The 14,409-nt window shown below is 60.2% G+C and carries 8 protein-coding genes; 3 read left to right on the forward strand and 5 right to left on the reverse strand.

The window, feature by feature from the left end; all coding sequences use genetic code 11:
• The 3 genes from HBJ59_RS06005 to HBJ59_RS06015 form a co-directional block, all read right to left on the reverse strand.
• Positions 1-1,356 carry a DUF3999 domain-containing protein gene (locus HBJ59_RS06005; RefSeq protein WP_167662992.1) on the reverse strand — a complete coding sequence of 452 codons (1,356 nt, stop codon included), beginning with the start codon at positions 1,354-1,356 and terminating at the stop codon, positions 1-3.
• Entirely contained in the window at positions 1,356-4,892 is a 3,537-nt protein-coding gene (locus HBJ59_RS06010; protein ID WP_167662993.1) for a DUF2339 domain-containing protein, read from the reverse strand. Before HBJ59_RS06010 ends, HBJ59_RS06005 begins: the two co-directional genes overlap by 1 nt.
• A 170-nt stretch (positions 4,893-5,062) precedes the next feature.
• A complete protein-coding gene (locus HBJ59_RS06015) occupies positions 5,063-7,513 on the reverse strand; it encodes a glycogen/starch/alpha-glucan phosphorylase (RefSeq protein ID WP_167662994.1) in 2,451 nt (816 codons plus the stop codon).
• A gap of 235 nt (positions 7,514-7,748) precedes the next feature.
• Between HBJ59_RS06015 and HBJ59_RS06020 the strand changes: the two genes are divergently transcribed.
• Entirely contained in the window at positions 7,749-8,183 is a 435-nt protein-coding gene (locus HBJ59_RS06020) for a YkgJ family cysteine cluster protein (protein ID WP_076018122.1), read from the forward strand.
• Between the two features lie 188 nt (positions 8,184-8,371).
• Here the strand turns inward: HBJ59_RS06020 and typA are convergent, their stop codons facing one another.
• On the reverse strand, positions 8,372-10,192 hold the full coding sequence (typA, locus tag HBJ59_RS06025; RefSeq protein ID WP_076018123.1) for a translational GTPase TypA: 1,821 nt from the start codon (positions 10,190-10,192) through the stop codon (positions 8,372-8,374).
• A 139-nt stretch (positions 10,193-10,331) separates the two neighbouring features.
• Positions 10,332-11,786, reverse strand: a complete 1,455-nt coding sequence (thiI, locus tag HBJ59_RS06030; RefSeq protein WP_167662995.1) for a tRNA uracil 4-sulfurtransferase ThiI — start codon at positions 11,784-11,786, stop codon at positions 10,332-10,334.
• Between the two features lie 333 nt (positions 11,787-12,119).
• Between thiI and glnA the strand changes: the two genes are divergently transcribed.
• Both glnA and HBJ59_RS06040 read left to right on the forward strand, forming a co-directional pair.
• A complete protein-coding gene (gene glnA, locus HBJ59_RS06035; RefSeq protein ID WP_076018125.1) occupies positions 12,120-13,526 on the forward strand; it encodes a glutamate--ammonia ligase in 1,407 nt (468 codons plus the stop codon).
• Between the two features lie 190 nt (positions 13,527-13,716).
• On the forward strand, positions 13,717-14,253 hold the full coding sequence (locus HBJ59_RS06040; RefSeq protein ID WP_167662996.1) for a chorismate mutase: 537 nt from the start codon (positions 13,717-13,719) through the stop codon (positions 14,251-14,253).
• Positions 14,254-14,409: the final 156 nt, after the last annotated feature.

Here is a 14,409-nt window from a genome sequence, read left to right on the forward strand (position 1 = left end):
TTAACGTGCCACCGGCGGCTTGCGCAGCAAACTGTAGGCCATGGCTCCAAGTGCCGCCACACCGAGCAGCAGCACGGCCCAAAGGCCGAGCTTTTTCCAGTTCGGCCCGGCATCGACAGGGGTCGCAACCGCAGGCGAAGTCACTACCGCCCCGCCCGCCACTTTGGCCTGCCCAAGCGCAGCCAGGCGTTCGGCGCTGTAATCCGGGATCAACGTCGACAGCGGCAAGTTCGCGCCCTTCACCGACGGATTGCCCAACGCCAAAGTGAACGGTGGCTCGCCCCGTGCCAGGAACACCAACTGCGTGGCCCGCACTGCAAAGCTCAAGGTCGGTGCCTCAACACCCAGGCCACCGCCGCGTTCGTCCACGTTGAGCTTGAGTTGCGCAACGGCCTGGCCGGGCAGCTGCAATTCGTTTTGTAAAACGTCCTGGCCATTTTGCGTCAGTCGATAGAGCAAGCCACTGCTCAAAGGCTGCCAAGCCTGATTGCTTTCCCGGCGGCCCGACAGAGTGACCGGTGCGAGGCTGTTGGGTTGGCTCAGGTCGATACGCAGACGTTCGACGTTCAGCGCGCTGGGCAACTGCCAGCTGTATTCACCGGCCTTGAGCCGGCTACCCGACAGTGGCTGCGACCACACCAGCGGCAACGGCAAGCTATGGGCACTGACACTCTCCAGCTGCGCCGACGTCAGCGTCGGTGCCGCCTGGCCTTTCCACAGCAGGCGCAGATACCGCGCCGACTGCCCCGGCAGACTCACTTCATGCTGCTCGACGCGTTCGTCGGCAAACGACAGCCGCGCCACCTGCCCTTCGCCCCAGGAGCGCCAGTGCTGCAAATCATCACTGGCTTCGATGCTGAAGCGCTGGAAGCCGTCGCGCTCGCTGGTCCAGTCGAGGATCAGTTGCTGCAGCGGCGCCTTGATCCCACTGGCATCAAGCAACCAGCCGCGCAGCACTTCTTCGCCGGCCTCCAGTTGGCTCGGCGGCTGCACCTGCACCAGTGTGCCGGTCGCTGTGGATTGCACGCGCACGCTGGGCACTGCTTCAGCGGAGTCGGCCGCGGCGTACAGCGGGAACCACTTCACATTGGCCAGGCTGCGGCTTTCGGTGCTTTGCGCCGACTGCCGCGCCAGCGCATAAGCCTGAGGTTCGCCGGCTGAGTTGAACACCCGCACATCACTCAGGTCGGCCTGACGGGCACTCAATTGCACCGCCAGCGGCAGCTCCAGGCGATACCAAGGGCCTTCACCGCTGACCGTCAGCGGTACCCGCGTGGTGAAATCGGCGGGCGTTTCCTGGGCCCAGGCCGACAACGTTGTGCACAACCCCAACAGCGCCACACTCAACTTGCCCATCAAGAGGCCACTCCTTCAGTTTCAACCACCGGATCGGGACGCTTGGGCGGCAGCGGAGCGAAATAGCCCACCACCAGCAACAGCCCGCCCACACCGATAAACGATACGATCCGCGCCAGCCCGCCGCGGTTGCTCAATTCGACGAAGAACAATTTGGCGACCACCACGGCAATCAACGCTGCACCGATCAACCACACCTCACGCCGATGACGCAGATGGCCACCGATCATCAGGCTCAGGGCAATCAGGGTCCAGACGATCGACAGCCCGGCTTGCACCAGCATCGACTCCAGCAGCGCATCCAGATGGAATGGCACGCCGCCCCAATGGTGAGCCGTGCGCATCACCAGGGCGGTGAAGAAGGCGAACAGCGAAACCCCGGCAACCCCCTGGGCGATCAGTTCGGCGCGCGGCCCGCGTTGCGGGGCGGCACTGCGGGACCACAGGTACACACCCAGCAGCGCGAACAACAACCCCAGATCCAGCGGGTTAAGCAGCGGCACATACGGCAGCGGCTCGGCGGTGCCGTCGCTGAAGATATTCGCCAGCCAGAACCAGCCGAGCATCAGCACGGCCAGCGGCAGCGCGGCATACAACCGATACTCGCGCGGGTACGTCGACACCGGCCACGACCAACTGCGCGGCGCAGCGGCGAGCACCAGGTACAGGCTCGGCAGAATCGCCCAGCCCAACCAGCGCCAGGCGTTGTATTCCTCGGACAACAGCAACAGGCCGTAGCGCAACTCCAGCGCCAGCACGCCGATCAGCAGCCAGCAACCGAGCACATGCGCGGCGCTCAGGGCTTTCTCCGGAATGACCGAAGCCAGGCGCCGCAGCGACACGAAGTGCACCGCAAACACCGCCGCCCACGCCAGCCAGGCAAAATTCGCTGCCGGGTGATAACGCGAGCCCCACGCGCCCAGCAACACCACGCCCACCGCCGGCATCAACAGCGTGCACAACACGCCCAGCGACGCCCATTGCAGGCGCAGGGCCAACACTGCCCAGATCGCCACACTCACTGCCGCTACTGCCAACAGCCAAGTGCCTTGCAGCATCGACGGCGCAAAACGCAGCACTTCGCTGACCAACGCCAACGTCCACCAACCCGCGCCCCACACCAACAGCACGTCGGACAGCCGCTGCAAACTCAACGCTTCGAACACCGGCGCATGAGGCCGACGCTGCAAGCGCCAGGCACCGACCAGCGCTGCCAGCCCGAGCACCATCGGCGTCCAGAAGCCGCTATGACCCAAAGGACGCAAGCCTTCGCTGGTCAGCGGCCCGAGCAGGTCCGGCACCGCGATCAGGAACGAAGCGCCACCGATCACTTGCAGCAACAACCCGAAGACAAAACTGACGCGCTGTTGCAGATACAGGCTCAGCCAGATGATCAACAAACCACTGGCCGCCCACACGCCGCTGGCGGTCTCCCAGGGCAGCACGAACAGCACCGCGAGGTTGATCAGCACCAGCCCGGCCAACAGCACCACCGACAGGCCACGCAACAAACGCACATCGCTGCGCACCATCGTGTCCCGCGCTGCCAGCAACATGCCGCCGACCAACGCCAGGCCAATCAGCGAGGCGGTGAGCAAGCCGCTCCAGCCTGCACTGAACACCGCACCCGAATCAGTGCCCGCTTGAAGGCGCAGCAGGAACAGCGCCCCACCCAGCAGTTGCACGGCAAACGCGGTGAAGAGGAACGTGCGCGAGCCGATCCGCAGACCGACCAGCAAGGTCGCAAGGCCCGCTATCGCCCAACTGATGGCGGTACCTTGGGTCGACAGCAGCAGCGGTGCGAGCAGGTACAAGAAGCCCAGGCCGACACTGGCCAATACCGGCAAGCCACGACGTTCCCACTGCGCCGCCTGCTCAGTCGGGGCTTTGCGCAACTGGAAGAAACTGAACAGCAATGCCGCACCGAGCAGCAATGCACCCAACGGTGCACCCTCCAACAGACTGGTCTCGCCAACCCCCAATTCGCTGAGGAACGCCAGCGCCGAGCCGACTTGCAACAGCAAGCCAAAAGCCCGTGCCAATGGCCGTTGCTGGCGCAGGCCAAGCCAGAAGATACCGGCGCCTTCCACGGCCCAGGCGGCCGCGGTCCAACGTGCGTCGAGGCCCAGGGGAATCGCCAGGCTGGCAAAGATCACACCCAGGGCCAGGCAGGTTTCCGCCAGCAGCAAGGCGCGACCGCCGCTCAACAAACGGGCCAGGCCCATGTAGATAATGCCCAGGGCCAGCGCGCTGAACGCGGCGGCAAATTCCAGGTGCTGCACCAGCGCAAACTGCAACCCGAAGCCCACCAGCGGTGGGCCGAACAGCATGCTGCCGTCGACATAGTCGCCCTTGGCCGCCGACCAGCGCAGCAATGCACCACGGCTGTCATCGTCCGGCGCGTCGCGCATCTCCAGCAACTTGCGCCGGGCGAACAACAGGCCAATGCCCAGGTACATCAGGAAAAACACAATCAGGAACGGCTCGGTACTCCACAACAGCTCCGGCGTATAGGAGCGCATGCCCCAGGCGAAGCCGATACCGAAGGTGCCGACAAAGCCGATCAGGTTGAGCAGGCGCCAGGCCTTGAACCAGGCGATGGCAAGAATGCCCGTGTTAAGCAGGGCGAAATAGCTGAACAGCGCCACATGGTTACCGGCGCCGGTAGACGTGAGGATAGGTGCGGCAAAACCGCCGAGTGCGGCGGCACAGGCCAGGCCGAGGGCGTCCTGGGTAATCGCCAGGATCGCCGAGAACACCGTGACAGCCACCAGCAAGCCTAAGGCCGCGCCGGGATCAAGCAGCGGATGCAGGCGCATCGCGGCGAACACCGTCAGGTACAACACGGCGATGCCGGTGCCTTGCAGCATCAATCCGTAATTGCTGTTGCGCAGCCGCAGCCACCACCCCAAACCCAGCAAGGCCAGTGCACAGCCGGCAACGCCCGCGTAACGCAGCTCGATCGGTACCACCATGCCTTCAGTGGCATAACGCAGCAGGAACGCCAGGCCGAGGAACAACAGCACCACGCCGACCCGCAGCACGGTGTTGCCGCCGAACAGCCAGTTGCGCGCGCCACTGATGGCGCGTTCGATGAAGTTGGGGCCGCGAGGTGTCGCAGGCGTAGCAGGTTGTTCAGGGATTTTTTCGCTCGGCTCAGCCCTCCAGACGTCAGCTGGCAATGGCTGGCTGGGCTCGGCCGCCACGGTGGCGTAGGCAGGTTCCAGTTCAGCGGGCAATTCCCAGACGAGTTCGGGCGGCGCCGGTACCGGCAGCGGTTCTTCGACAAAGACAGGTTCGGGGGTTTCAACGGCACCCGGTCTTTCCAGCAAGGCCAGGCGTTGCTCGACTACTTTAAGGGCGCTCCTGGCAGACTCCAGCTGACGGCCTTGCTCCTCCGTACGCGAGGCAAGCATCGACAGGCGAATCGCCTGGCCAATGCCCAAACCGAGCAGCGCTCCAATGCCCGCATCACTGAACGACTCATCGAGCGTCCAGCCGAGCACCAGGCCAATCAGCATGAAAATCCATTGCATGGTCGATATCCCTAAGCAGCCCGAAGCGGGCAAAGGCGATGCTCAGTATATCGACACGGACCCCATGTGGGAGCGGGCTTGCTCGCGAAGGCGGTGGATCAGTCACAAATTTGTCGACTGACACTGCGCTTTCGCGAGCAAGCCCGCTCCCACATTTTGTATTGCGGTGTCTAATCCAACGCTTTCCAGATTTCCGTCGCATATTCCCGGATAGTCCGGTCCGACGAGAACCAGCCCATGCGCGCGGTATTGAGCACCGCCGAGCGCCACCATTCCTTGGAATCGTGCCAATGAGCCTCGACCCGCGCCTGGGCATCCCAGTAGGAATCAAAGTCGGCACAGACCAGGAAGCGGTCGTAGTCGATCAGCGAATCCACCAACCCGGCATAACGGCCCGGATCATCCGGTGAGAACACGCCGCCGCGAATCGCTTGCAGTACGTCGTTCAAGCGATGGGATGCGGCAACATCCGGCCCGGCATTGAATTCACCGGCATGTTTGCGCGCTTCCACCTGTTCGGCGCTGAGACCGAAAATGAACATGTGTTCGGCGCCCACGCGCTCGTGCATCTCGACGTTGGCGCCGTCCATGGTGCCGATGGTCAACGCACCGTTGAGGCCGAACTTCATGTTGCTGGTGCCCGACGCTTCAAAACCGGCGGTGGAAATCTGCTCCGACAAGTCGGCCGCCGGAATGATGCTTTCCGCCAGGCTGACGTTGTAGTTGGGCAGGAACACTACCTTGAGCAAACCGCGCACGGTGGGGTCGTTGTTGACGGTGCGGGCGATGTCGTTGGTCAGCTTGATGATCAGCTTGGCCTGGTGATAGCTGGCCGCTGCCTTGCCGGCGAAGATCTTCACCCGCGGCACCCAATCGGTGCCCGGCTCGGCACGGATCGCCTGGTACAGCGCGACGGTGTGCAGCAGGTTCAACAGCTGGCGCTTGTACTCGTGGATGCGTTTGACCTGCACATCGAACATCGCCGCCGGGTTGACTGAAATCCCCAGGCGCTCGTGAATGATGTCGGCCAGTGCCCGTTTACTGTGCAGCCGCTGCTCGGCGAAGGCTTTGCGGAACGCTTGCTTCTCGGCGAAGGTTTCCAGCTCAACCAAACGGGTTTCGGTGTTGTCGAGAATGTCCGGGCCCAGCGCTTCCACCAGCATCGCAGTGAGTTTTGGATTCGCCTGGAACAACCAGCGGCGGAACGTAATGCCGTTGGTTTTGTTATTGATGCGGTCCGGGTAGAGCTTGTGAAGTTCGGAGAACACCGTGCTGCGCATCAGTTGGGTGTGCAGGCCCGACACGCCGTTCACGCTGTGGGAACCAAGGAACGCCAGGTTGCCCATGCGCACGCGGCGGCCGTTGTCTTCTTCGATCAAAGACACTGCGCGCAGTACGTCGAAGTCGTGAATGCCTTTGGCCCGCAGCGAGTCGATGTGCTGGGCGTTGATCAGGTAGATGATCTGCATGTGCCGCGGCAGCATGCGTTCCATCAAGCCGACCGGCCAGGTTTCCAGCGCCTCCGGGAGCAAGGTGTGGTTGGTGTAAGACAGGGTTTCGACGGTCACGTCCCAGGCGGCATCCCAGGGGATGTCGTGCAGGTCCACCAACTGGCGCATCAACTCGGCCACCGCAATCGACGGGTGCGTGTCGTTGAGCTGGATGGCCGCGTGTTCGCCCAGGCTCAGCACCGAGCCGTGCATGTTTTTGTGGCGACGCAGCAAGTCCTGCAACGAGGCGGAAACGAAGAAGTATTCCTGGCGCAGGCGCAGTTCCTGCCCTGCTTCGGTGCTGTCGGCCGGGTAAAGCACTCGGGAGATGCTTTCGGCGCGAGCCACTTCGGCGACAGCGCCCAGGTGGTCACCAGCGTTGAAGCGTTCCAGGTGCAGGTCTTCCACGGCACGGGCACGCCACAGGCGCAAGGTGTTGACGCTTGCACCACGCCAGCCGACGACCGGGGTGTCATACGCTACTGCGCGTACGGTTTCATTCGGTGACCACACCTGAATCGACTTGCCGGAAGCATCCAGCAGGGTTTCCACGCCACCGCCAAAGCCGATCGGGTAGATCACCTCGGCGCGCTCGAACTCCCACGGGTTGCCGAAATCCAGCCAGCGTTCGGTTTGTTCCTGCTGCCAGCCATCGACAATCGCCTGGCGGAACAAGCCGTGCTCATAACGAATGCCATAACCGTGGCCGGCAATGCCCAGGGTCGACATGCTTTCCATGAAGCACGCCGCCAGGCGACCAAGGCCACCGTTGCCCAGGGCCGCGTCGGGCTCCAGCAGGCGAATGCGCTCCATATCCACGCCCAGCTCGCTCATGGCCTCACGGGCCACGTCCAGCAAGCCGAGGTTGCTCAGGCTGTCGTAGAGCAGACGGCCGATCAGGAATTCCAGCGAGAGGTAATAGACCCGCTTCTGTCCCTTGCGGTAGATGTGCCGCGTGTGGTCCATCCAGTGGTCGACCATATGGTCGCGGGCGGCCAGTGCGATGGCTTCGAACCAATCGTGGTCGAAGGCGTGATCGGGGTCCTTGCCCACCGCGTAGGTAAGTTTGGTCAAGACGGCATCGCGAAATGCGGCTACCTCTGCTTCTCGTACAAGCGGTTCCTGAGACATCAATGCGACCTCGGGCGAGATAGAAGGAGTTGCTAGAGCCTAGACGGTCTGACAGACGGTAGACGCTCTGGTTCGGCAGTTTTTTAACTCATTCACCTTTGCGTGATTTAGATGCAGGGGCCGTGCCCGTTTGTGGCCCGACGCAGCCTTCGAGCTGAAACCTGGAAGATATTGTTCAAAAAATCACCAATTCCGGTATGATCCCGCGCCGGATAACACCCCTCTTGGAAACCTGATGAAGCCTCAACTGATCGCCGCCGCGGAACTCGACCGTCTCGAGACCTGGCAGAAATACTCAAGCCATATGTGTGGCGGCTGTGTGTCGAGCTGCTGCACCCTGCCGGTTGAGGTGAAGATCAAGGACCTGATCCGCATCGGCATCGTCGATGAGTTCGAGCGAGGCGACCCGCCGAAGAACATCGCCAAGCGCTTGCAGAAGGAAGGCATCGTCGAGCGCTTCAATGCCAAATCCGAGATCTTCACCCTGCAGCGCATGAGCAACAACGATTGCCTGTATCTGGATCGTAAGAGCCGCTTCTGCACTATTTATGACAAGCGCCCGGATACTTGCCGCAATCACCCGAAAATCGGGCCACGGCCGGGGTATTGCGCGTACAAGCCGAAGGAAGTGGTTCGCGAGACCAAGTTGCGTACGCTCGATAAGTTCTGATCCGAATGCTTTATTGCTTGAACTACCGCTTTCGCGAGCAAGCCCGCTCCCACATTTGAAATGCATTCCAAATGTGGGAGTGGGCTTGCTCGCGAAGAGGCCGGCACGGTCACCACACAATCCCCAGACAAACAAAAACGCCCCCGACCTTGCGGTCGGGGGCGTTTTTTTGCAGCTAACTAAAAGACTTAGTTACCGGCTTTTTTCGCAGCGCGGGTACGCTCGCTTTCGCCCAGGATCTTCTTACGAAGACGGATGGACTTAGGAGTGACTTCGCACAATTCGTCTTCTTGAACGAATTCCAGAGCCTGCTCCAGGGTGAAGCGGATAGGCGGAACCAGAGCGATGGTTTCGTCTTTACCCGAAGCACGCATGTTGTCGAGCTTCTTGCCTTTGGTTGGGTTAACGCCCAGGTCGTTGTCGCGGCTGTTGATGCCGACGATTTGACCTTCGTACACGTCTTCACCGTGACCCAGGAACAGTTTGCCGCGAGCTTGCAGGGTTTCCAGCGAGTAAGTCAGAGCCTTACCGGTAGCAACCGAAACCAGCACGCCGTTCTGACGGCCGGACATGTCGCCGGACTTCATCACGTCGTAACGGTCGAAGATCGAGGTCAGGATGCCTGCACCGGAGGTCAGGGTCAGGAACTCGTTACGGAAACCGATCAAGCCACGCGCCGGGATGTTGTACTCAAGGCGCACACGGCCCTTGCCATCCGGAACCATGTTGGTCAGGTCGCCTTTACGGATACCGATCTGTTCCATGATCGAACCTTGCGATTCTTCTGGCAGGTCGATGGTCACGTTTTCGTACGGTTCGTGCTTGACGCCGTCAACCATGCGGATGATCACTTCCGGACGACCAACACCCATTTCGAAGCCTTCGCGACGCATGGTTTCGATCAGTACCGAGAGGTGCAGCTCACCACGGCCGGAGACTTTGAACTTGTCGGCGGTGTCGCCTTCTTCAACGCGCAGGGCAACGTTGTAGAGCAGTTCTTTGTCCAGACGCTCTTTGATGTTACGGCTGGTGACGAACTTGCCTTCACGGCCGCAGAACGGCGAGTCGTTAACCTGGAAGGTCATCGAAACGGTTGGTTCGTCAACGGTCAGCGGCTTCATCGCTTCAACGTTCTGTGGGTCGCACAGGGTGTCGGAGATGAACAGCTGGTCGAAGCCGCTGATGCAGACGATGTCGCCGGCAGCTGCTTCTTCAACGTCTACACGGTGCAGACCGTGGTGACCCATCAGCTTCAGGATACGGCCGTTACGGCGCTTGCCATCAGCATCGATCGCCACAACCGGAGTGTTCGGCTTGACGCGACCACGAGCAATACGGCCAACGCCGATGATGCCCAGGAAGCTGTTGTAGTCCAGTGCGGAGATTTGCATCTGGAACGGACCATCGCGGTCGACTTTCGGCGCAGGTACGTTGTCGACGATCGACTGGTACAGCGGGGTCATGTCTTCAGCCATGTCGGTGTGTTCCAGACCGGCAATGCCGTTCAGGGCCGAGGCGTAGACGACTTTGAAGTCCAGCTGTTCTTCGGTGGCACCCAGGTTGTCGAACAGGTCGAAGATCTGGTCCAGAACCCAGTCCGGACGTGCGCCTGGACGGTCAACCTTGTTGATGACCACGATTGGACGCAGGCCGGCTTCGAAAGCCTTCTTGGTCACGAAACGGGTTTGCGGCATAGGGCCGTCTTGAGCGTCAACCAGCAGCAGAACGGAGTCAACCATCGACATTACGCGTTCAACTTCGCCGCCGAAGTCGGCGTGGCCCGGGGTGTCCACGATGTTGATGTGGTAGCCGTTCCAGTTGATGGCGGTGTTTTTCGCCAGAATGGTAATACCGCGCTCTTTCTCCTGGTCGTTGGAGTCCATCACGCGCTCGTCGTTGAGCTCGTTGCGCTCCAGGGTGCCGGATTGACGCAAGAGTTTGTCTACCAGGGTGGTCTTACCATGGTCAACGTGAGCAATGATGGCGATGTTGCGTAGATTTTCGATCACTTGTGTATCTCGATCAGAGGATTCGGTGTGCTGACAGGTCGTGGCAGCGATTAACAGTAGAGTCAGGCCTTGCCGTTACAGCTTGACGGCAGAGTCGGGGGGCCGGTGACGCAGGCCACAGGCAAACAGCCCCGGGCTCTTAGCTCGGTCGATAAACGCGCACATTGGCATGCCCCTCACTGAGCAAATGGTGGGCATGCAGGCGACTCATCACGCCTTTGTCGCAATACAACAGGTACTGACGGCTGTCATCCAGTTCCTTGAAACGCGCATTCAATGCATAGAACGGCAGCGTTTGTACGTCGATGCCAGCAATTTCCAGCGGCTCGTCTTCAGCGGCATCCGGGTGACGGATGTCGATGATGATCTGACCGGCCAGAGCCTCGCTGACTTCTTCGATTTGCAAATCCTGGCCCAATTCGTCAATAACCCGATCGATCGGCACCAGTTTGGCGTTCTCAAGCGCTCGCTCGAGAACTGCCATGTCGAACTGTTGTTCTTCGTACTCCACGCGGTTGCGTTTGGCGTGGGTCTTGGGGTTCACCGAGATGACCCCGCAATATTCCGGCATGTGCTTGGCGAAATCCGCCGTGCCGATCTGGGTCGCCAGGTCGATGATGTCTTGCTTGTGACTGGCGATCAGCGGGCGTAATACCAGCTTCTCGGTCACAGAGTCGATCAACGACAAGTTCGGCAGGGTCTGGCTGGACACCTGGGAAATCGCTTCACCGGTGACCAGTGCGTCGATTTCCAGCCGATCCGCGATTCGGGACGCAGCGCGCAACATCATACGCTTCAATACTACGCCCATATGACTGTTATCGACTTTCCCGAGAATTTCTCCCAGGACTTCCTCGAACGGTACGCTGACAAACAGCACCCGTTGCGAGCTGCCATACTTCTTCCAGATGTAATGCGCGACTTCCATCACGCCCAATTCGTGTGCACGCCCGCCCAGGTTAAAGAAGCAGAAGTGGCTCATCAGCCCGCGGCGCATGATCTGGTAGGCCGCAACGGTGGAATCGAAACCGCCGGACATCAAGACCAGGGTCTGTTCCAAGGCACCCAGCGGGTAGCCGCCGATGCTGTCGTGCTGGCTGTGGATCACAAACAACCGTTGGTCGCGAATTTCCATCCGCACTTCAATTTGCGGCGCTTTCAGTGAAATTCCGGAGGCGCCGCACTCGCGACGCAGCTTGCTGCCCACGTATTTCTCGACATCCATGGAGCTGAACGGATGCTTGCCGGCACGCTTGCAACGCACCGAAAAAACCTTGCCTGCCAGTACATCGCCGTAGTGCTGTTTGCACTTTTCGGTGATGTCGTCGAAGTCACCCAACGGGTACTCGTCGACCTGCAGGAAATGCGCAATGCCCGGCACGCAGCTCAGGCGCTCGGTCATGTCCTTCAAGGCCTTGGGGTCTGTGAGGCGGGTTTCCAGCTCGAGATTGTCCCACACACCGTTCACCACCACAGCCGGGTCCAGATCGCGGAGCACGGCACGGATGTTCTTGGCCAATTGACGGATGAAACGCATCCGTACCGGTCGGCTCTTGATGGTGATCTCGGGGAAGACTTTAACGATTAATTTCATGAAAACAGCGCGCGCAGGCCCAGCCGAAAAAGGGGGGCGCGGATTATAGCGGAAATCGCTCAAGGTTTAACCAGTTAATATGCACCGGACCTTTCGCGCACCAAAACGGGTCATAAACGAAAATTCGCGCTACATTGCGGTGCGCATTTTCTTCCGCTTTAGCGGATTGCACCTTTATAGGGGCGTTTTTGTGGCAAAAAACCCATGTCGGGGCACTGGCATGCAATTTGCTCTCTTGTGAGGCAGGTTGCCTTGGTCGAGTATTCGCGCCGGCATCACCCACATTCTAAGGGCTACTCCACTACCCCAGCCCGAAGCCACCCGGAGGACACTATGTCGAAGTCGGTTCAACTCATCAAAGATCATGACGTCAAATGGATTGATCTGCGCTTCACGGACACCAAAGGCACTCAGCACCACGTGACCATGCCGGCTCGCGACGCGCTGGATGACGCCTTCTTCGAAGAAGGCAAAATGTTCGACGGCTCCTCCATTGCTGGCTGGAAAGGCATCGAAGCTTCCGACATGATCCTGATGCCGGACGACAGCACCGCCGTACTCGACCCGTTCACCGAAGACCCAACGCTGATCATCGTCTGCGACGTGATCGAGCCTTCGACCATGCAAGGCTACGACCGTGACCCACGTGCGATCGCCAAGCGTGCCGAGGAATACCTGAAGTCGACCGGTATCGGTGACACCGTATTCGTAGGTCCGGAACCAGAATTCTTCATCTTTGATTCGGTCAAGTTCAAGTCCGACATCTCTGGCTCCATGTTCAAAATCTTCTCCGAACAAGGTTCGTGGATGTCCGACCAGGACATCGAAGGCGGCAACAAAGGCCACCGTCCAGGTATCAAAGGCGGCTACTTCCCGGTTCCTCCGTTCGACCACGACCACGAAATCCGTACCTCCATGTGCAACGCCATGGAAGAAATGGGCCTGGTCATCGAAGTTCACCACCACGAAGTGGCGACTGCCGGCCAGAACGAAATCGGTGTGAAGTTCAACACCCTGGTTGCCAAGGCTGACGAAGTACAGACCCTGAAGTACTGCGTACACAACGTGGCTGATGCCTACGGCCGTACCGCTACCTTCATGCCTAAGCCTCTGTACGGCGATAACGGTTCGGGTATGCACGTTCACCTGTCCATCGCCAAAGATGGCAAGAACACCTTCGCTGGCGAAGGTTATGCCGGCCTGTCCGACACCGCCCTGTACTTCATCGGCGGCATCATCAAGCACGGTAAGGCCCTGAATGGCTTCACCAACCCGTCGACCAACTCCTACAAGCGTCTGGTCCCAGGTTTCGAAGCGCCAGTGATGCTGGCCTACTCGGCTCGCAACCGTTCCGCTTCGATCCGTATTCCTTACGTGTCCAGCCCTCGCGCTCGCCGTATCGAAGCACGGTTCCCGGATCCGGCAGCCAACCCGTACCTGGCCTTCGCTGCCCTGGTCATGGCCGGCCTGGACGGTATCCAGAACAAGATCCACCCAGGCGACGCCGCCGACAAAAACTTGTACGACCTGCCGCCTGAAGAGGCCAAAGAGATCCCACAAGTGTGCGGCAGCCTGAAAGAAGCCCTGGAAGAGCTGGACAAGGGCCGTGCGTTCCTGACCAAAGGCGGCGTGTTCAGCGACGACTTTATCGATGCCTACATCGCCCTGAAAAGCGAAGAAGAAATCAAGGTCCGCACCTTCGTACACCCACTGGAATACGAGCTGTACTACAGCTGCTGATCCGGTAGCGCTGCTTAACGTGGCGTGATGAAAAAAGGCCTCCTTCGGGAGGTCTTTTTTTTGCCCGCAAAACCCTGTGGGAGCGGGCTTGCCCGCGAAAAATCCAAAGGCGCCGCATTTCTTCAATATTTACGCGTTATCGTTAACGACCTTCGCGAGCAAGCTCGCTCCTACAGAAGAGGGTTCTGCCTTGAAATTCAAATTCGCCTTCATCTTGCTGGCCATTAGTGCCAGCGCATCCGCCGCGCCGCCCACCCTCGCCCCACTGCTCGACAGCATCGCCGAACGCCTGGCGATTGCCGACCAGGTGGCCCTGAGCAAATGGGACAGCCACAAGCCCGTCGAAGACCGTGCGCGGGAGCAGGACGTGATCGCCAGCGTCGTCGCCCAGGCGCCGAGCTACAAACTGGCACCGGCCCAGGCCGAGCAGTTTTTCTCGGCCCAGATCGAAGCGAACAAATTGGTGCAGTACGCCCACCTGTCCGATTGGCAGTTGCAAGGCAAGGCACCCAATGACCCACGCCCGGATCTGGTCGGCCAGATTCGTCCAAAACTGGACCTGCTGCAAAAACGCCTGCTGCAACAGCTGGCGGACTTCACCCCGGAGCGCACCAACCCGCAGTGTCCACAATGGCTGGCCCAAGCCAATCACACGGCTGCACATGACCCGCTGCACCAACTGGCGATGATCCGCGCCACCGCCGAGCTGTGCCTCTATAAAATCTAAAATTGCGAACCCCATCAAAATGCGGGAGCGGGCTTGCTCGCGAAGGCGGTGTGTCAGTTGATATATGCATGACTGACACGCCGCCTTCGCGAGCAAGCCCGCTCCCACAATTTAGATCCGACCCATTCAGTCAATCAGTCGTTGCCACCAGCTTCC

This window comes from Pseudomonas sp. AN3A02 (assembly GCF_011765255.1).
Classification (GTDB): domain Bacteria; phylum Pseudomonadota; class Gammaproteobacteria; order Pseudomonadales; family Pseudomonadaceae; genus Aquipseudomonas.

Excerpts from the sequence above, each read along its gene's own strand:
- HBJ59_RS06005 (WP_167662992.1), bottom strand. The coding sequence starts at position 1,356 with ATGGGCAAGTTGAGTGTGGCGCTGTTGGGGTTGTGCACAACGTTGTCG.
- HBJ59_RS06010 (WP_167662993.1), bottom strand. The coding sequence starts at position 4,892 with ATGCAATGGATTTTCATGCTGATTGGCCTGGTGCTCGGCTGGACGCTC.
- HBJ59_RS06015 (WP_167662994.1), bottom strand. The coding sequence starts at position 7,513 with ATGTCTCAGGAACCGCTTGTACGAGAAGCAGAGGTAGCCGCATTTCGC.
- HBJ59_RS06020 (WP_076018122.1), top strand. The coding sequence starts at position 7,749 with ATGAAGCCTCAACTGATCGCCGCCGCGGAACTCGACCGTCTCGAGACC.
- thiI (WP_167662995.1), bottom strand. The coding sequence starts at position 11,786 with ATGAAATTAATCGTTAAAGTCTTCCCCGAGATCACCATCAAGAGCCGA.
- glnA (WP_076018125.1), top strand. The coding sequence starts at position 12,120 with ATGTCGAAGTCGGTTCAACTCATCAAAGATCATGACGTCAAATGGATT.